The organism is Comamonas sp. Tr-654 (assembly GCF_011752915.1).
Taxonomy (GTDB): Bacteria; Pseudomonadota; Gammaproteobacteria; order Burkholderiales; family Burkholderiaceae_C; genus Comamonas.
The window spans coordinates 292,599-311,544 of sequence record NZ_VWWQ01000006.1 but is presented as its reverse complement, the minus strand read 5'-3'; the positions used below and the strand labels follow the sequence as shown (position 1 = coordinate 311,544).

The 18,946-nt window shown below is 62.0% G+C and carries 17 protein-coding genes; 15 read left to right on the top strand and 2 right to left on the bottom strand.

The window, feature by feature from the left end; translation table 11 throughout:
• The first annotated feature begins 8 nt into the window (after window positions 1–8).
• From F3J24_RS19470 to F3J24_RS19415, 12 genes are all read left to right on the top strand, one after another.
• Complete coding sequence (locus F3J24_RS19470) at window positions 9–884, top strand: SDR family oxidoreductase (protein WP_167009822.1); 876 nt, start codon at window positions 9–11, stop codon at window positions 882–884.
• A 69-nt stretch (window positions 885–953) separates the two neighbouring features.
• A complete protein-coding gene (locus tag F3J24_RS19465) occupies window positions 954–2,093 on the top strand; it encodes an acyl-CoA dehydrogenase family protein (RefSeq protein ID WP_240154393.1) in 1,140 nt (379 codons plus the stop codon).
• Window positions 2,090–3,268, top strand: a complete 1,179-nt coding sequence (locus F3J24_RS19460; RefSeq protein WP_167009820.1) for an acyl-CoA dehydrogenase family protein — start codon at window positions 2,090–2,092, stop codon at window positions 3,266–3,268. The genes F3J24_RS19465 and F3J24_RS19460 overlap by 4 nt, the downstream gene beginning before the upstream one ends.
• Window positions 3,269–3,492: 224 nt before the next feature.
• Window positions 3,493–4,278 carry an SDR family oxidoreductase gene (locus F3J24_RS19455; protein ID WP_167009818.1) on the top strand — a complete coding sequence of 262 codons (786 nt, stop codon included), beginning with the start codon at window positions 3,493–3,495 and terminating at the stop codon, window positions 4,276–4,278.
• Between the two features lie 2 nt (window positions 4,279–4,280).
• Entirely contained in the window at window positions 4,281–4,766 is a 486-nt protein-coding gene (locus tag F3J24_RS19450; RefSeq protein ID WP_167009816.1) for a MaoC family dehydratase, read from the top strand.
• A 135-nt stretch (window positions 4,767–4,901) separates the two neighbouring features.
• Window positions 4,902–6,104: an acetyl-CoA C-acyltransferase gene (locus F3J24_RS19445; RefSeq protein WP_167009813.1), complete on the top strand. Its 1,203-nt coding sequence runs from the start codon at window positions 4,902–4,904 to the stop codon at window positions 6,102–6,104.
• A gap of 36 nt (window positions 6,105–6,140) precedes the next feature.
• Complete coding sequence (locus F3J24_RS19440) at window positions 6,141–7,388, top strand: LuxR C-terminal-related transcriptional regulator (protein WP_167009811.1); 1,248 nt, start codon at window positions 6,141–6,143, stop codon at window positions 7,386–7,388.
• 188 nt (window positions 7,389–7,576) lie between these two features.
• The gene (locus F3J24_RS19435; protein ID WP_167009970.1) at window positions 7,577–8,482 is read left to right on the top strand and encodes a LysR substrate-binding domain-containing protein; all 906 of its coding nucleotides are present in this window, start codon (window positions 7,577–7,579) and stop codon (window positions 8,480–8,482) included.
• 79 nt (window positions 8,483–8,561) lie between these two features.
• Window positions 8,562–10,541 (top strand): aconitase family protein, encoded by a 1,980-nt coding sequence (locus tag F3J24_RS19430; RefSeq protein ID WP_167009809.1) that lies wholly within the window; start codon window positions 8,562–8,564, stop codon window positions 10,539–10,541.
• 33 nt (window positions 10,542–10,574) lie between these two features.
• Entirely contained in the window at window positions 10,575–11,552 is a 978-nt protein-coding gene (locus tag F3J24_RS19425; protein WP_167009807.1) for a tripartite tricarboxylate transporter substrate binding protein, read from the top strand.
• 6 nt (window positions 11,553–11,558) lie between these two features.
• Window positions 11,559–12,029, top strand: coding sequence for a ribonuclease E activity regulator RraA (gene rraA / locus F3J24_RS19420; RefSeq protein ID WP_167009804.1), 471 nt, complete (start codon window positions 11,559–11,561; stop codon window positions 12,027–12,029).
• 290 nt (window positions 12,030–12,319) lie between these two features.
• Complete coding sequence (locus F3J24_RS19415) at window positions 12,320–12,730, top strand: VOC family protein (protein ID WP_167009802.1); 411 nt, start codon at window positions 12,320–12,322, stop codon at window positions 12,728–12,730.
• A gap of 178 nt (window positions 12,731–12,908) precedes the next feature.
• On the opposite strand, the gene F3J24_RS19410 is transcribed toward F3J24_RS19415, so the two are convergent.
• Window positions 12,909–13,337: a hypothetical protein gene (locus F3J24_RS19410; RefSeq protein ID WP_167009800.1), complete on the bottom strand. Its 429-nt coding sequence runs from the start codon at window positions 13,335–13,337 to the stop codon at window positions 12,909–12,911.
• A 658-nt stretch (window positions 13,338–13,995) separates the two neighbouring features.
• On the opposite strand from F3J24_RS19410, the gene F3J24_RS19405 reads away from it, so the two are divergent.
• Window positions 13,996–14,862, top strand: a complete 867-nt coding sequence (locus F3J24_RS19405; protein WP_167009799.1) for a hypothetical protein — start codon at window positions 13,996–13,998, stop codon at window positions 14,860–14,862.
• A 421-nt stretch (window positions 14,863–15,283) separates the two neighbouring features.
• Here F3J24_RS19405 and F3J24_RS19400 read toward each other — a convergent pair whose 3' ends face one another.
• The gene (locus F3J24_RS19400; RefSeq protein WP_167009797.1) at window positions 15,284–16,168 is read right to left on the bottom strand and encodes a LysR family transcriptional regulator; all 885 of its coding nucleotides are present in this window, start codon (window positions 16,166–16,168) and stop codon (window positions 15,284–15,286) included.
• A 110-nt stretch (window positions 16,169–16,278) separates the two neighbouring features.
• Here F3J24_RS19400 and F3J24_RS19395 point away from each other — a divergent pair, with 110 nt between their 5' ends.
• Entirely contained in the window at window positions 16,279–17,274 is a 996-nt protein-coding gene (locus F3J24_RS19395) for a tripartite tricarboxylate transporter substrate binding protein (protein ID WP_167009794.1), read from the top strand.
• Window positions 17,275–17,309: 35 nt separating this feature from the next.
• Entirely contained in the window at window positions 17,310–18,932 is a 1,623-nt protein-coding gene (locus tag F3J24_RS19390) for a gamma-glutamyltransferase family protein (protein WP_167009792.1), read from the top strand.
• Window positions 18,933–18,946 lie beyond the last annotated feature (14 nt).

Sequence of the window (18,946 nt, the reverse complement as noted above, 5' to 3'; positions counted from 1 at the left end):
GGAAACAAATGGGTATTTGCAACCAGAGAACCGTCGTCATCACCGGTGCAGGCGGTGGCCTGGGCCGCGCCTATGCGCTGGCCTTCGCGCAAGAAGGTGCAAATGTGGTGGTCAACGACATCCGCGCCGAAGCCGCCCAGGCCGTGGCCGAGGAAGTCAGGACTGCCGGCGGCAAGGCGCTTGCCAACACCGGCGACATCACCACCGTGGCCGGTGCGCAATCGATTCTGGAGGCCACGCTGGCCGCCTTTGGTGATGTGCAGGTCATCGTCAACAACGCTGGTGTGCTGCGCGACCGCATGTTCCTGAGCCTGTCCGAGGAGGACTGGGACATGGTCATGCGCGTGCATCTGCGCGGCCATTTCTGCATGGCCAAGGTCTTTGGCGGCTACTGGCGCGACCAGAAGAAGGCCGGCAAACCCGTGGATGCCCGCATCATCAACACCAGCTCCGGCGCCGGTCTGCAAGGCTCCATAGGCCAGAGCAACTATGCCGCGGCCAAGGCCGGCATCGCCGGCCTGACCCTGGTGCAGGCCGCCGAGCTGGCGCGCTACGGCATCACCGCCAACTGCCTGGCGCCCGCCGCGCGCACTTCCATGACCGAAGGTGCCATGCCCGATATGGTCAAGAAGCCCGAGTCCGGCTTCGACGTCTGGGACCCGATGAACGTGGCCTCCATCGTCGTCTGGCTGGGCAGCGTCCAGTCCGCCCATGTAACGGGCCGCTGCTTCGAGGCCAAGGGCGGCGAGCTGTCCGTGGCCGACGGCTGGTTCACCGGCAAGGTCAATGACAAGCAGGCGCGCTGGGAGCCTGCCGAGCTGTCTGGCGTTGTCGATCAGCTGATCGCCGAGGGCAAGGCGCCTCAGAAGGTCTACGGAACCTAAGTCCGAGAAGCGGCCGGGCCGTGCTGCCCGGCCTTCCCATTTGATGAAGAACTCAGGACGCGAGCCATCATGGATTTAAGTCTGAACGAAGAACAAAAAATGATCGCCGAAAGCGCCGCGGTGTTTCTGCAGGAAAAAAGCAGCACGGCACGGGTGCGCAAGGTCTGCGAAACCGAGGGCGGCCTGGACCGTGCCCTGTGGCAGGAAGTGCAGGACATGGGCTGGTGCAGCGTGGCCCTGCCCGAAGCTGCGGGCGGCATGGGCCTGGGATGGCGCGAGCTGGTGCTGCTGCAGGAGCAGATGGGCTACCACCTCGCCTGCGTACCATTCTTTGACGCCGTTGTGGCGGTGACGCCGTTGTGGCAGGCGCTGAGCCAGACCGAGCAGGGCCTGGGCGTGGTGGAGCGCCTGGCGGCCTCGGGCCGGATCTGCGTGCTGGGCATGACGGTGCGCGGCGAGTTGCCAGCCACGGCTATCGCCAGGGTGGATGGCGATGCTCTGGTGCTTGATGGCCAGTGGCATCAGGTGGGCTCCGGTGCGCATGCCGATGTATTTCTGCTGCCGGCCACGCTGCCTTGCGGATCTCTGGGCCTGCTGGAGGTCAATGCCGGGGCTGAAGGCCTGAGCGTGCAGGCGCTGGCGACGATGGATGCCACACGCAGCAGTGCCGATGTCACTGCCGTGAATGTGAGGCTCACCGGCTCTGCCGTGCTGATGCATGGCGATGCACTCGAGCAACTGTGGGCGCAGACGCGCAATCTGGCCGCTATCGGCCTGGCGGCCGAGCAAGTCGGCGTGGCCGAGCGCGCGCTGAATCTGGCCGTGGACTATACCAAGGAGCGCCAGCAGTTCGGCAAGTCAGTGGGCAGCTTTCAGGGCGTCAAGCACCGCGCTGCGCAGATGCTGGTGAAGGTGGAGACCGCGCGCTCTGCCGTCTATGCAGCAGCTTTCATAGCGGATGCCGCAGGCCATACAAGCGATCTGAGCTATTTCGCGGCTCAATGCCGCACAGATGCTACGGAAGCAGCTCTCTTTTCCACGGGTGAAAGCATTCAGCTGCACGGCGGCGTGGGCTTTACCTGGGAGTTCGATCCGCATCTGTTCTTCCGGCGCGCGCGGGCATCGAGCCAGCGCCTGGGCACGGTGGAGCAGTGGCGCGAGCAGGCGGCGGCGCGTTTGTTGGACGAGAGCGTGATGGAGGCAGCATGAAGATGCAGGAATCGGAAATCAACGAGGCCTTTCGCGCCGAGGTGCGGGAATGGATGGCGCAGCATCTGACAGGGCACTTCGCTCCGCTCAAGTACGCCAGCGGCCTGGGCGCCGAAGGCTATGACGCGCAGCTGGCCAAGGAATGGGAGCGGGAACTGGCCAGGGGCGGCTGGACCGGTCTGGGCTGGGAGACTCGGTACGGCGGCCGTAATGCCCCGTTGGCACAGCAAGTCATCTTCCACGAGGAATATGTGCGCTGCGGCGGCCCGGGCCGTATCGGCCATATCGGCGAGACCCTGCTGGCGCCCACGCTGATGGCTTTCGGCACGCCCGAGCAGAAACAGCGCTTCTTGCCCGGCATTCTGGCCGGCACCGACTATTGGGCTCAGGGCTACTCCGAGCCAGGCGCGGGCTCCGACCTGGCCAGCATCCGCACCAGGGCCTGCCGCGATGCGGACACGGGTGAATGGGTGATCCACGGCCAGAAGGTCTGGACCTCCTGGGCGCATGAATCCGAATGGGTGTTTGTCCTGGCCCGTACCGACGAGGCCGCAGGCAGCGCAGCCAGCGCGCGCCACGCCGGCATGGTGCTACTGCTGGTGCCCCTCAGGCAGCCAGGCGTGGTAGTGCGCCCGATTCGCCAGATCACCGGCACTTCGGAGTTCAACGAAGTCTTCTTCGACGGCGCACGCACCGAAGGCGGTCTGCATCTGGGCCCCGTGGGCGATGGCTGGAAGGTCGCCATGTACTTGCTGGGCTGCGAGCGCGGTGCGTCAACGCTGGGCCAGCAGGCGCATTTTCGCCATGAGCTGGATTTGATACTCGCCCTGGCCAGACGCAATGGAGCGGCCCGGGACCCGCTGTTGCGCCAGCGCCTGGCCAAGGCCGATATGGGGCTGCAGACCCTGCGCGCCCATGCGCTGCGCTCCAGCGACGAGAACACACCGTTTCGCGTGGCCTCGGTCTCCAAGTACGCCTGGTCCAACTGGCACCGCGATCTGGGTGAGCTGGCCATGGATGTGCTCGGCGAGCAGGGCGGGTTGGTGCTCAAGGACCCGGCGCTGGCCGCGCTGCAGCAGCTCTGGCTGGTCAGCCGCGCGGACACCATCTATGCCGGCACCAACGAAATCCAGATGAACCTCATGGCAGAGCGCGCGCTGGGCATGCCGCGCTGACCGGGTGCATCGGGCGTGTCCGCCCTTGCGCCAGAGGAGCCGGCAGATGCTCTGCCCGGCCTGGACAGAGATGCTGCGAACACTGGGTTTTCCCGGTGGCTGGCCGCATCTTCTGTTTTGAAATGTCCTTGCAGCGACATTAGGGAATGACCTATCGTCCAAAGTGACGATGCTGCAGCGCAGCGGCGACCGGAAGATCAAGGCAACAACCTTCTGAATGCAAAATGATTAGCGCACCCTCCTACGTTGCTGCCCACGGTCTGCTCAAAAACAAAACTGTGCTCGTTACCGCTGCCGCTGGCGCCGGTATTGGTTTTTCTGCTGCAAAACGTGCAGCAGAAGAGGGCTGCAAGGCCTTGTTCATCTCCGATGTGCATGAGCGCCGACTGGCCGAAGCCGTGGAGCAGATCAAAAAGGATACGGGTTTGACCCAGGTCTTCGCCAAGCTCTGCGACGTGAGCCGTGAAGATCAGGTTCAGGCACTGATTGCCGAAGCCGACAGTGCCATGGGCGGCATCGATGTGCTGATCAATAACGCGGGCCTGGGTACCAACTGCAAGGTCGTCGACATGAGCGACGACGAGTGGAGCAAGGTCATCGACATCACGCTGACCGGCACCTTCCGCATGACGCGCGCAGCGCTCAAGCTCATGCAGCCGCGCGGCAAGGGTGTGATCGTCAACAACGCCTCGGTACTGGGCTGGCGCGCCCAGACCGAGCAGGCGCATTACGCGGCCGCCAAGGCCGGCGTGATGGCGTTCACACGTTGCTCGGCGCTGGAAGCGGCCGAATTCGGCATCCGCATCAACGCCGTGGCTCCATCCATCGCCATTCACGCCTTCCTCAAGAAGTCCGCCTCCGAGGAATTGCTGGCCAAGCTCTCCGAGAAGGAAGCCTTCGGCCGTGGTGCCGAGCCCTGGGAAGTGGCCAATGTGATGATCTTCCTGGCCAGCGACTACTCCTCGTACATGACGGGTGAGGTCGTGTCCGTGAGCTCGCAGAGGGCCTGAGCATGAACGCAGTCGCAGACAAGATGCTGTTTGACTCGGCGGCCTCGGTGCTGGCCTCGGTGGGCCGTCAGCTGGGCGAGACCGAATGGATGCAGATCAGCCAGGAGCGCATCAACCAGTTTGCCGATGCCACGGGCGACCATCAGTGGATTCATGTGGACCCCGAGCGGGCCGGCAACGGCCCGTTCGGCGCCTGCGTGGCCCATGGCTATCTGACGCTGTCGCTGGCCAATCTGTTTCTCCCCCAGCTGGTCAGCTATCAGGGGCTGAAGATGGGCGTCAACTATGGCTGCGAGAAGGTGCGCTTTCCGGCGCCGGTGCTGGTTGACAGCTGGGTGCGCGGAAGCGGCGAGGTGGTGGCGGCGACGCCGATCGGCGAAGACGGCGTACAGGTCACGATCCGCATCACCGTACAGGTCAGGAGTCAGGACAAACCCGGCTGCGTGGTCGAAACCATCAGCAGGCTGTTCTTTATCCAGGAAAATTGAGTGTATGCAAGCGCCTGCTCCGGCAGACGGTTGCATTTTTTGTGAAGAGGCACGAGCCGCCGACAGAGTGGCCGGCCTCGATAAGGCAGCAAAACTGCCCAGGGCGCGACGACAAGAAAGTTAGGAGACAAAGACATGAAAGACGCAGTCATCGTTTCGACGGCACGTACCCCCATTGGCAAGGCTTATCGTGGAGCCTTCAACGACACCGAGGCTCCGGTGCTGGGCGGACACGTGATTCGTGCGGCGCTCAACAAGGCGAACGTGGCCGGTGCCGATGTGGATGATGTCATCTTGGGCATTGCCGCACAGCAGGGCACGCAGGGCTACAACCTCGGGCGCCTGTGCGGCTATACGGCCGGCCTGCCGGAATCCGTTGGCGGCATGGTGATCGATCGCATGTGCGCATCGGGCCTGATGAGCATTGCCACGGCAGCCAAGGGCATCATGACCGGCGAGATGAATATCGCCGTGGCAGGTGGCCTGGAGTCCATCTCCCTGGTGCAGAACAAGTACAAGAACGCCTACCGTGCCCAGTCCAAGGCAGTGCTGGCTGCAGAGCCCACGGCTTACATCCAGATGATTGAGACGGCTGAGCTGGTCAGCCAGCGCTACGGCATCAGCCGCGAAGCCCAGGACGAGTACTCGCTGCGCAGCCAGCAGCGCGTGGCTGCGGCGCAGGATAGAGGCCTGTTTGACGACGAAATCGTGCCGCTGACCACCGTCAAGCAGTTGTTCGACAAGGAAGGCAACGTCACAGGCAGCGAGGAAGTGACGCTGACCCGCGACGAGGGCAACCGTGTCGACACCACGCTGGAGAGTCTGTCCAAGCTCAAGCCTGTCTGGAAGAACGGCCAGTGGGTGCCCGAAGGGCGGTTCATCACGGCCGGCAATGCCTCCCAACTGTCCGACGGTGCCAGTGCCTGCGTTCTGATGAGTGCCGACGAGGCCCGCAACCGTGGTCTCGCGCCTCTGGGCACTTACCGCGGCGTGGCCGTGGCGGGCTGCCGAGCCGATGAAATGGGTATCGGCCCTGTTTATGCCATCCCCAAGCTGCTCAAGCAGCATGGCCTGACCATGGGCGATATCGGTCTGTGGGAAATCAACGAAGCGTTTGCCTGCCAGGTGATCTACAGCCGCGACCAGCTGGGCATTCCCGACGAGCGCCTGAACGTCAACGGCGGCGCGATCTCCATCGGCCACCCCTTCGGCATGTCGGGTGCCCGTCTGGTCGGTCATGCCCTGCTCGAAGGCCGCCGCCGCGGCGTGCGGTTTGTGGTGGTGAGCATGTGTATTGGCGGCGGCATGGGCGCTGCCGGCCTGTTTGAGCTGAACTGACCTGTCTGCAAGCAATCTTCAACCCAGGAGTTGAACATGATGGACAGCGCCTTCGCCAAGATGGGTTTTTCCACCTACACGCCAAGCTCCATTGCCTGCGTGATCAAGGATGTGCCCATATTCGACACCCCGGCTCCGGTGCGCGCACCGGCCGATACGCCATTCGTGAGCGCCGAGCAGTTCAGTGCGCTGATCAGCCAGCTCTATGAAGCGGCCATGGACCCGGAAGGCTGGAAGCCTTTTCTGGAGACCCTGCGTCTGCAACTGGGCGGCAATTACGCCTCGCTGATCGTGCGTCCCGGCTCGGCCGACGATGTGGGCCTGATCGTTTCGGCCGCGGGCGATCGCCGCGATTTGATACCGAACTGCCCCAAGATCAGCATGAGCCCGTTTCGCAGCATGCCTACCGACCGCATCGTGACGGTGGGGGATGTGATGCCCGAGTCCGAGTGGCGCGCTTCGAGCTACTACAACGACTGGTGCAAGCAGCTGCAGGTCTTTCACGTGATGGCCGCCGACATCGTCACCAAGGACAGCTGCGTCTACGGACTGCGCGTCACGCGGCCCGAAGGCGCCCCGGCTTTCAACAAGCAGGAGCGTGCCTTCGGCTCCATGATGCTGCCGCATATCAAGCGTGCGCTGAATCTGCATCTCTCGGTGAATCAGGATCGCCAGGTCATCTCGCTCTACAGCAAGGCCACGGCCCAGCTGATGGTGGGCGTGGTCATCCTCGACCAGAACGGCAATGTGCTGGAGTGCAATCCTGCCGCTGCCAGCATCCTGGACATGCAGGACGGCCTGAAGATCTCCGGCGGCATGCTGGAGGCCAACTACGCCAACGACAACCGCAAGCTGCAACGTCTGATCAAGGACGCGCTGATGCACACCCAGGTCTCCCGTCTGTCGATGACCGAAGGCATGTCGGTCAGCCGCCAGTCGGGTCAGCTCAACTGGGGCGTGGTGGTGCAGAGCATCTCGCCCGATGAGTGGACCGAAGGCAAACAGCGCCCCAGTGTCGCCGTCTTTGTACGCGACACCGGCGGCAAGGCCGACCCACCCGTGAAGCTGGCCCAGCAGTTGTTCCAGCTGACGCCGGCAGAGACCTCGCTGGCCATCCAGCTGGCCAACGGCCTGTCGCTGGAAGAGGCCGCCGAAGCGCTCAATATCCGCCGCAACACGGCGCGAGCCCATCTGCGCTCCATCTTCTCCAAGACAGGCGTGCGCCGACAGACCGAGCTGGTGCGCATCTTCCTCAACAGCGTGGCCTGGCTGGGCAACAAGTAAGAACGGTCGAAATCAACAGAAAGCGGGCGCAAGCCCGCTTTCTGTTGTTGCAGCAGTTGTCGCATGGCCTGCGGATGGCAATCGATCGCGGTGGGTTGAAGGGCCTGACTGCAAGCGGCGCGCAGGCTTCGGTGACGGCCTTTCGTATCTTGTCTGTTATCTTCCGGCAAGCAACTATCAGCCGCGCGATGAAGTCAACCCCACCCCCTGTAAGACGCCTGGATGCCTATAGCCTGAGACTGTTTTCCGCAGTCGCAAGAACAGGCTCCATTGCGAGGGCGGCGGAACAGGAACACATCGCCTCATCGGCCCTGAGCCGCCGGATCGCCGATCTTGAACATTCTTTCGGAACCGCACTGCTGATCCGCTCGCCTCGGGGCGTGACCTTGACCGATGCGGGCCGCATCGTTTTCGAGCGCGGCCTGCAGATCGACGATGAGCTGCAGGGCTTGATCCGGGAGGTACAGGAACATGGCGAAGAGGTGAGGGGAACGGTTCGCCTCTACGCCAATATGTCGGCAGTCATCGGTTTTCTGCCGGAGAAGCTGTCCACGTTCAGGGCTCGCTTTCCGCATGTGCGGATATCGCTGCATGAGGCGGACACCCGCGAGGTCATCAGAGCCTGTCTCGACGATCGCGCCGATGTGGGCTTGGGCGTGGCTGTCAATGTTCCGACCGGGGTCGACTCCTGGTATTTCGCCTCCGATCCCCTGCATGTCGTCCTTCCAAGAGGGCATTGCCTGGAGGAGTACGAGGCTATCGATTTCTCGAAGGTGCTGGAGTTTCCTCTCATCGGGGTGCACCAGGGGGGCGCACTGGACAGGCTGCTCCACGAGCGCGCGCAAGCCCTGCAGATGCGGTTCACGCCCGAGGTGTCCCTGAGCAGCTTCGATGCCGTGTGCCGGATGGTGGAGGCGGGCCTGGGCATTGCCGTGATTCCCCAAAGCGCCACATCGGCCTATGCGGGGACGGCCGGTTTCATATGCCGCCCCTTGGCAGAACCCTGGGCCATGCGCGAGTTGCGCCTGTATGCCTTGCGGCGCCAGCCCCAGCTTCGGTCGACCCAGGCTTTGATGGACGTGCTTTCGGGGTAATTCCGGTCGCCGAGTTTTGCGCGATCCCCCGTGCTGTCTTAGCGCTACCCGCTGATCTGCCATCGTTCGATGATGGCGCATGCAAACCCAACTCCATCCAGCGGCCCGCTTTTCGCCACGCATCCTCTACCTCAGCCAATGCCCGGCAACGGTGAAAAAAGCACTTGGCGGTCAGCAGGTTCGGCTGGCCGATGCTCTGCCTCTGCGCGACGATGTGTCCACGGACGAGATCACACCGATCGCGATTCTCACCCACTTCGACGACGAACTGGGGCGCTATCCCTATACGGGGTTCAAGATCCAGGGCGAGCTGCCCGTGGCAGTCGATGCCATGCGGGACAGCCGGATACAGGTAGTAGTGGCGGGAAGGCGCTATGGCAAGGGGTCTTCTCGCGAACATAGCCCGGCCGCCGAGAAACTCGCGGGCGTACGCCTGGTGATCGCCGAGAGCTTCGAGCGCATCTATAGGCAGAACGCCGACAACATCGGACTTATCACTTCCACGGATTTCAGCCTGATTGCCAGGATTGAAGCCGGCGAAGCCATTGGCTGGCAAGAGCTGGTCGAGGGGCGGGATGCGCTTGCCGCCGCGATTCTCCGGGAGGGCGGTCTGCTGCCGTTCGGCCGCGCGCATCTGGGGCGGATCTCCGCTGCGTCTGAGATCACCAGCAGGCCGCGCACCCTGTTCGAGAAGATCGTGGCCAGGCACGCGCTGAAGACGGGCGTGACAGCGGCCGATCCTGCGCCCGGCGATGGCGCCTTTGTGCAGGCCGACTGGCGTTTCATTCACGAGTACTACACCGGCATGGCGGCGCACATGCTTCATGCTGCGTTTGGCCGGCCGCTTCATCTGAGCGACCCTGGCTCCATCCTCGTCTTCGAGGATCACACTTCCTACGTGGAGGAGAGTCCGACCCATGTCAGAGAGGGTCTGGTTCCCAAAGTCCATCGCATGGTGCGGGCGCAGCGCGACTTCGCTGGCGAGTACGGCCTGCTCACCCACCGGACGCTGACCGAGCTGGAGGCCAGGGACGACGACGGGCGCAACGTCGCCGGTATTTCACATGCCATGATGGCCGAGCACTATGCCCTGCCCGGGCAACTGGTCGTGGGAACGGACTCCCATACTCCCCATAGCGGCGCTCTGGGCTGTGTCGCGTTCGGCATAGGGACGACCGATATGGCGAATGCCTTCGTCACGGGGGCAGTTCGCCTGACGGTTCCCGAGAGCCTGCGTATCGTCCTCGATGGCAAACTCGCGGCGAATGTTACGGCCAAGGATGTGGTGCTGTATCTGCTGGCGCAGCCCTATATCCGAGAGGGAGGGGGCGTCGGAAAAGTCTTTGAGTTCTCGGGGGCTGCCATCGCGAGGATGAGCACCGACGAGCGTGCCACCCTCACCAATATGAGCGCCGAGCTGGGCGGTTTCACGGGGATTGTGGCCCCGGACGCAGAGACCGTGCGATTCCTGCTCGAGCGGCGCGCAATGCGTTTCGTGATCGAGGATTGGATGCACAGCGATCCCGATGCGAGCTATGCACAGACCATCCGGATCGACTGCTCCGAAGTGCCGGTCATGGTTGCCTCGCCGGGGGACCCCGGCAATGGCCGACCTCTGGCCGCGATCGGGCAGAAAGTGCGAATCGACATTGCTTACGGAGGCTCCTGCACGGCCGGAAAGCGCGAGGACTTCGAGCACTATCACGAGGTGCTGCAATGGGCTGCCGATCGAGGCCTGCGCGTGGCTGCCGGTGTCGATCTATTCCTGCAGTTCGGCACGACAGCGGTCCGGGATCATTGCCTGGCGGCCGGCTATCTCGAGGCATTCGAGCGGGTGGGAGCGCGAATTCTTCAGCCTTCCTGCGGGGCATGCGGCAACTGCGGCCCCGGAGGCTCCATCCGGCCTGATCAGGTCACGGTCAGCGCCATCAATCGCAACTTTCCGGGCCGGGGAGGCCCGGGCAGCGTCTGGCTTGCAAGCCCCTCGACCGTCGCGGCCAGTGCGATTGCCGGAGAGCTCCTGTCTTTCGAAGAGCTCAGGCAACGCCACTCGATCTGATCCCAATCGACAGCCATAAAAAAGGAGACAACGATGACAACCATTCCTCGCAAGCGCAGGCTCGCTTTGCTGCTCATCATGGCCTGCGCCTCTTTCGGCGCAAGCGCACAGTTGGCCGCACCGGAAAAGCCCATCCGCATGGTGGTACCGCTGACGGCCGGCTCCACGGTGGATGCCGTGGCACGCGCACTGGGCCCCGGTCTGGGGCGGACAACCGGCCATCCCGTCGTTGTCGAAAATGTGGCGGGGGCGGGAGGCATTTCAGGTACGGCACAGATCGTCAAGGCCGCCAAGGACGGCCTGACCCTGGGCATGATCTCGTCCAACCATGTCATCAACCCCGGAATCTACAAGACCATCCCCTATGACAGCATCAAGGACATCACGCCGATTGCCGTGCTTGCCACCGTGCCGCTGGTGCTGGTGGTCAACCCCAAGCTGCCGGTCAGGAGCCTGCAGGAGCTGCGAGAGTATGCCAAGGCCCATCCGGGAGCACTGAACTATGGATCGGCGGGCAATGGCAGTACGCTGCACCTGGCCAGCGAGCTGCTGATCTCCGAAACCGGCATCAGCATGAAGCATGTGCCTTACCGCGGCACCGGCCCTCTGATCACGGATCTGATCGGCGGTCAGGTGCAGCTTGCCTTCGTCTCCGTCTCCCAGGTCGTGCCGCAGGTGAAGGCCGGGACGCTACGCGCACTCGCCGTCTCCACGACGGTCCGCTCATCCGCTCTTGCCGAGGTCCCCACGATGGTGGAAGCCGGTGTTCCCGGATACAGCTTCGATGCCTGGATCGCCTTGATCGGGCCCGCAGGACTTGGCAAGCCCCTGGTCAACCAGTATGCGGCCGCCGTGAAAACGGCAATGGGATCTGCGCAAGCGCAGGCCGCCATCGCCGGACAGGGGCTTCTGATGCTCGACAAGGGGCCGGATGAAGCGCCTGCATTTTTCCAGTCCGAATTGACCAAACACCAGAAGCTGGTGAAGCAATCCGGCGCCACTTTGGACTGAGGCAGCATGCGAATCAACACGGCGGATCTGTGCGACAGCCTGGGCGATGCCGCCCAGGTTTGCACAAGCAACTGGCGCTCGTATGGCGGCAACCCCACGGTTTCTGGCCGCGTCCAAACGCTGCGAACCTATGAGGATGCGGCCCTGATCCGGCAGACCCTGGCAACGCCAGGCCTGGGACGGATACTGGTGGTGGATGGGGGCGCATCGCTTCGCGTTGCCGTACTGGGCGACAACATGGCGCGCGCCGGGTTGGCGAACGGCTGGGCTGGAGTGATCATCGAAGGAGCGGTGCGCGATGTCCAGATTCTTGGCAGTTTGGACATGGGCATATTTGCCCTCGGTCAGACCCCGCTGCGCGCCGGTCGCACCGGATGGGGAGAGCTAGGTGTGATCCTGAACATCGGCGGCATACGCATTCGTCCGGGAGCCACCATCACGGTGGACATGGATGGTGCCGTCGTTACCGAGGGCTGAGCAATGGCATGGTCGGCGCATGCCGATCTTCCATGACACTGCTGCGCGAGGCCTGCCAGCGATCTGCACCGCAGCGAACGCAGTTGGCTGACACGGGCGCAACTGGATATGATGTCCCGGCAGCCTGTTCGTCCGCTCCTGAACTGGCAAGCTGTGCCTGCCATGGCATGCCATCGTTATTGTGGGCAGGAGGACGGCCACACATCCAGCTTGCAGCGCCTGGACGAATTGTTGACGTTGCTTGCCAATGCCTGAAGATTCTTTCTCAACGCAGATCTTGAAAGTCTCACATGCCCAAGCAAATCTTCGTCAACCTGCCCGTCGCCGACCTGCCAAAAGCCAAGTCTTTCTATGAAGCAATCGGTGCTGTCAACAACCCGCAGTTCAGCGACGACACCGCTGCCTGCATGGTCGTCTCCGACAGCATCTACGTGATGCTGCTCACCCACCCGAAGTGGGCCACGTTCACCCAAAAGCCAATGGTCGACGCCCACGCTGCCAGCGAAGTCATGCTGTGCCTGAGCGCCGACGGCCGTGCGGCTGTCGACGACATGGTTGCTGCCGCTTCCACTCATGGCGGAAAGGCGGACGTAAACCCGCTGCAAGACCACGGCTTCATGTATGGGCGCAGCTTCGAGGACGTGGACGGCCATATATGGGAAATCATGTTCATGGACATGAGCCAGATGCCTCAGGGCTAATGCAAGCTCGACCATAGGTAGCGTCTGCCTATGGACGTCTTTTGGTCTGCCTTCGAGGCAATGAGCTGTCTGTCGCCGGACGGCAGACTTAACGGGGCAGCGTGACAAACCTAAGACCCCCATCAACGGCCGTTAGTGTCGGTCAGCAACCGACCCTGAACAGTCGCTCAAGACAAGCTCAAATTACCCCACGGCATTCCTTCAGCAATTCGTCGGCGTGAATCATCAGAGACCCCCAACCTAGCATCGCAAGTGCCTTGTTGGCCTCTACCCGTATCGGTGCCCATTCAGGGCTGGAAAAGATACTCCTATCCCAGCATCGAAGTGCGCCCTCGCTGAGTCCTCCACCTAACTCACATAGACGCTGTATTGCATCTGTAAAATCGGAAGGCAGGGGATCAGGAAAATTTTCAATAAATTGCTGTACAGCCCCAAACCCCATACCCCATACCTCACATGCTGGGCAATCTGGAATGCTCGATTCCTGATCTTCAGCGCTGGATGCAAGCAATTCCAAGGCTTTACCGAGTTCGCAAAATTGCAGTACACGTTTCAGTTCGCCTGCTGCATACAAGCCCCAAAACTGAGTTGGAATTGTGCTTTCCATGAAGTGGCTCGGATTACTTAAATGGCAATGTTATCTGTACTTGAGATTTGCTTTCACCAATGTCTGCTCATGGCCGAAGTCGGGCCTAGCTACTGGTGAGTACAGCACCGCAAAGCTGACCTTCGGGGCTGCGCCTTGAGCGTCCGGTTTCAACAGGTGCAGGCCGTCGCCAGTCGGCCAGAAGCGGACTGGGAGGTGAACGACAAGCGGCCACATAAAGCACCTTCATCTCATCCGACTGGTAGCCGCACGATGAAACTTGCCTCGATAAGTTCATTTTGCAAATGACTCATACCTCAGGCAACAAGCGTAACGCTTCATGTTCAGGGCTCACTCACGTTACCCAAACATCAAGTCAATTCTGGCAATCAACTCATTGACTGATAGCTGCCGCAAAGCATTGAGCGTGCCAACAAGGGCCAAGGAGCCGTGAGCCCGATATGTGGGCTGGCTCATGAAACGTGTTCGTTTCCTTTGGCTACTTTTAGCCCAACTTCATGGACTAAAGTCAATCCTTTACCTGATTATCGAGAGTCAACTAAGGCGCGGTCTGTGCCGGAGTTGTCAGCTAGAAGCAGGCATTCCCTATCGTTGCCATGCCTCGATTCATATTGATCCAAGTGAAAACATCATTGAACCATTCATCGAGGGATACCGCATGAAAGCGTTTATCCCGTTCTGCATTGCCTCGCTTTGCTCCTTGGCATCGGCTCAGACCAGCGTGCCCTCTGGTCGCATAGTCCCGACTCCCATCTACGGTGTCACCGTGGACGATGTGAGCAGGCTTAGCGACATCACGCGCAGCCTATCGTCGCTGGCCTACCGGCCCACTACGCGCATCGTCTTCGACGAGTTCGTAAACCCGGACTATTACCGCAAGCCAGCGGTGGAAATCTCCAAAGTTTCCTATGTGATGGGCGAGATATTGGACTCCTACTACGTCAAACAGTACAGCGTGGATGGATACATACAACGGACTAACCAATACCTCAATGCGTTGTCGGATGTAGTGGATATTTGGGAAGTAGCCAACGAGGTCAACGGCGAGTGGCTGGGGGCCAATGCCGATGTGGTGGCGAAGATGACCAACGCCTACAACATCGTGAAGGCACAGAACAAGGCGGCCGCGGTCACGCTCTACTACAACCAGGGCTGCTGGTCTCAATCCTCCAATGAAATGTTCAAGTGGGCGGAGGCCAATGTCCCTGCCTACATGAAGCAGGGTCTGGATTACGTCTGGATTTCCTACTATGAGGATGACTGCAATGGGCTCAAGCCCAACTGGCAGCAGGTGTTCGACAAGCTGCGCGTGATGTTCCCCAATTCCAAGATCGGGTTCGGGGAAGTGGGGACCTCACGCAAAACCAAGAAGGCCGAGTACCTGACCCGCTATTACACGATGAAGATCACTACCCCGAATTACGTGGGCGGTCACTTCTGGTGGTACTTCAGGCAGGACATGGTGCCAGTCACCAAGGAACTGTGGACTACCCTGAATGCGGCGATCAAGGCGGCGCCACGGTAGGTCAGTGAAGCTTCCTCGTTTTCATGCGTCACCTAAAAGCAGAGGTTGGGGAAACGTTTGACACGATACGCGATCGGAGGAATCCGGCCTCTCGATTCATGTGAGCGATGGTGGTTGTAGCGATGCAGCCAGGCGCACTTCCTGCAACGATTCAAAGACATGGCAGTCGAGCACCTCCGTTTTGGAAGGTGTGGTTGAAGTGGCTGTACCGGCAACATTGATCATCTGTACCCGACGCTCACTATCAGTGCGTCGACAGCTTCGATCAAGGATTGACTGAGAAGATTCATCCTTGGCTAACGAGGTCGCTTCCCTGGCTGGCTCCTTTTGCAGCCGCTGTGCACCTCCAGACGACAACGATAGAGCGAGCGGCAACCTGCATGCCGCCAACGAGAAGTGCAAGAGGGTCAGGCCAGTGCCCTCAAACTGCCATACCTCGCGCTGCCATGAACTGCTGCCCCACAGCCGTGACCACCTCGGCGCGGGCCGCCGTGCGCAGCTGCACCAGGGCAATCTGGCGGCTTTCGGCTGCCTGGGGGATGGGCACTACCCGCAGCTGCGGGTTCCTGTCCCAGGCATGTCTGGCCAGAAGAGGCAGCATGGCCACGCCCATGCCGTCGCTCACGAGTTCCACGATAGTCTCGATCGAATTCAGCTCCATGAACTCCTGGGGCTTGGTGCGCAGCCGGCGCAGCGTGCGCTCGACCAGTTCGCCCGTGTGTTCGGTACGGTCAAACCGGATGAATGGATAGCGCTCCACCATGGTTGCAGGATCGGCCAACCGGGAGGAACGTGAGGTCAGCAGCACCATGGGCTCGGCGTACAGCGGTGTCCAGACCAGGGAAGGGCGCTTGAGGGCCGGGTCATGGACCACTACGGCAGCGTCGAGTTCATGGTTTTCCACCTGGGCAATCAGCCGGTTGGACTTTCCCGATACCACATGCAGGTCCACAGCGGGGTGGTGGCGCTTGAGCTCCAGCGTGGCACGCACCAGCTCGCTCAGCGCCGAGACGATGGAGCCGAACTGCACGGTGCCGGCCAGCGGCGCGTCTGCCTGGGTGCCATGCTTGGCCTGCTCGTATAGCGCTACCAGCTGCGTGGCTATGGGCATCAGCGCACGGCCCTGCTCGTTGAGCGCCACCTGCTTGCCTGCGCGGGTGAAGAGCTTGCGCTTGAGGTCGGCTTCCAAGGTGCGCATCTGTAGACCCACTGCGACCTGGGTCAGGCCCACGCGATGTCCAGCCGCCGTGAACGAACCTTCGGTGCAGACGGCCAGAAAAGTGCGAAGAATCCGCAGGCTTGGCATAAATGGTTTTCTTTCAAGAGACGGAAGAAAGTCCAGCTTTCACAAAGTTCTTTCTATCATCAAAATTCATCTATTCAACCCTGCAAGCTGCATTAAATCTGGAGTTTCCTATGCGTGCACACATGTCCCGCCGGCTTTTCACCTGCTGCGCCACTTTGCTGACCAGCGGCGCCATGGGCCTGGCAATGCCGGCCCTGGCCGCCGACGTCTGGCCTTCACAGCCGATCAAGATTCTGGTGGGCTTTGCCGCAGGCGGTGGCAACGACATCGTTGCGCGCATTCTGGCCAAGGAGCTGCAGCAGAGCTTGGGCCAGGCCGTTGTGGTCGAAAATAAGGGCGGCGCGGGCGGCCTACTGGCCAACGAAATCGTGGCCAAGTCGCCCAAGAATGGCTACACCCTGCTGCTGGGTTCCATCGGCAGCAACACCATCGCCCCGGTGCTGGCCAAAAAGCTTTCCTACGACCCGCGCAAGGACCTGGAGCCGATCAGCCTGGTGGCCGAGTCTGGCAACGCGCTGCTGGTGAATGCCAAGCTGCCCTATACGTCGGTCAAGGAGATGATCGACATGGCGCGCAAGGAACCGGGAACCATCAACTACGCCTCTTCCGGCAGCGGCTCGACCCTGCACCTGGCCGGCGCACTGTTCGCCCAGCAGGCGGGCGTGAACCTGGTGCATGTGCCTTACCGCGGCAACGGCCCTGCGATTGCCGATGTCGCCGCAGGCCAGGTCCATGTCATCTTCTCGGGCATTCCACCGGCTATTACCTCCGCCAAGGCCGGCAAGACCCGCATTCTGGCAGTGACCACCAAGGAGCGTGTGAAAAGCCTGCCCAACGTGCCCACCGTCGCCGAAGCCGGCCTGCCGGGCTACGCCTTCACTTCCTGGTACGGTCTGTTTACCACCGGCGGCACCGACCCTGCGATCGTTGAGAAGCTCGCCAAGGAAGTGCGCAAGATCATCGCTCGCCCCGATGTGCGCGCGCAGCTCGAGGCCCAGGGGCTGACCCCCGAAACCAGCGACCCCAAGGCATTCAAGGAACAAATCGACCGCGAGCTTACACGCTGGACCCGCGACGTCAAGGTTCTGGGCATCACCCTCGACTGAATCCCGAAGGCGCAGCGCCCGTGTCAGGAACTTCCATGAATCTCCCTTTTTCTCCCGGCAACCCTTACCGCTCGGTGCGAGTTCCCGTTTTCGCACGCAATGGCGTGTCAACTTCCCATCCCTTGGGCGCGCAAGCAGGTTTGCGCATGCTGTGGGCCGGCGGCAATGCCGTCGACGCAGCCATCGCGGCAGCGGCCGTGATGGCCATCGTCGAACCTGTCAGCAACGGACTCGGCTCGGACGCGTTCTGCATTCTGTGGGACGGCGCGCAACTGCACGGCCTCAATGCCTCGGGCCGCGCCCCCCAGGGCTGGACGCCCGAATATTTCGAAAAGAGATACGGCAAGCAGGCCAAGCCCCCGCGCCGCGGCGTGGACTCGATCACCGTGCCCGGCGCCGTCAGCGCATGGGTCGCCTTGCATGAGCGTTTTGGCAAACTGCCGTTCGCCAGCCTGATGGAGCCCGCGGCTGAAATCGCCGAACGCGGCTACCTGGTGCCGCCCGTGGTGCAACAGAAGTGGGCCGCGGGTGCGCCCGAGCTGCAAGCTCAGCCGGGATTTTCCCAGAGCTTTCTGCCCTCTGGCCGGCCACCTGCCGTAGGCGAGCTGTTTCGCTTCCCTGCGGCCGCACGCGCGCTGCGCGCCATTGGCGCTAGCCAGGGCAAGGCGTTCTATGAAGGCGAGATCGCTTCGGCGGTCACTTCCTTTGTTCAGCAGCACGGCGGCTGCCTGAGCATGGCGGACATGGCCCAGCACAAAGCCGAATGGGTCACACCGGTGGCCAAGGACTACCGTGGCTACACCCTGCACGAGATTCCGCCTGGCGGCCAGGGCATTGCGGCGCAGATCGCGCTGGGCATCCTGTCGAATTTCGATCTGGCCAGCCTGCCCCTTGATGGCGTGGCTTCGCAGCATCTGCAGATCGAGGCCATGAAGCTGGCCTTCGCCGATGTCGACCGCTATGTGGCCGATGCCGGTATGGAAGTGACTACCGCGCAAATGCTCGATGACGCTTACCTTGCATCGCGCGCCAAGCTCATAGATCCCCTGCGCGCACAGGATTTCAAGGCCGGTAATCCGGTGCAGGGCGGCACGATCTACCTGACTGCGGTCGATGAGAGCGGCATGATGGTCAGCTTCATCCAGAGTAACTTCGCGGGCTTTGGCTCGGGAGTGGTCGAACCCAGCTTCGGCATCAGCCTGCAAAACCGCGGCTACGGGTTCAGCGCTGACCCGGACGGCCCCAACCGCGCGAACCTGGTGGGCCCGGGCAAGCGACCGTTTCACACCATCATTCCCGCCTTCCTGACCAAGAATGGCCAGCCGGTGATGAGCTTTGGTGTCATGGGCGGCAACATGCAGCCCCAGGGCCATATGCAGACGCTGGTACGCATGATCGACTACCGCCAGTCGCCCCAGGCTGCCTGCGACGCACCACGCTGGCGCTACAACGCGGGCCTGGCGCTCAATGTCGAAGCCGGCATGGATCCGGCCACTGTGGCTGGTCTGCAGGCCCTGGGGCACCAGCTGGAGGTCATTGATGATCCCTACCAGGACTTTGGCGCTGGCCAGTTCATCTGGCGCATGGGCGACCCCGCTGTCGAGGGCTACCAATTCGCCAGCGATCCACGTCGCGACGGGCTGGCTGCAGGCTTTTAGCAGCAGGTTTCCCG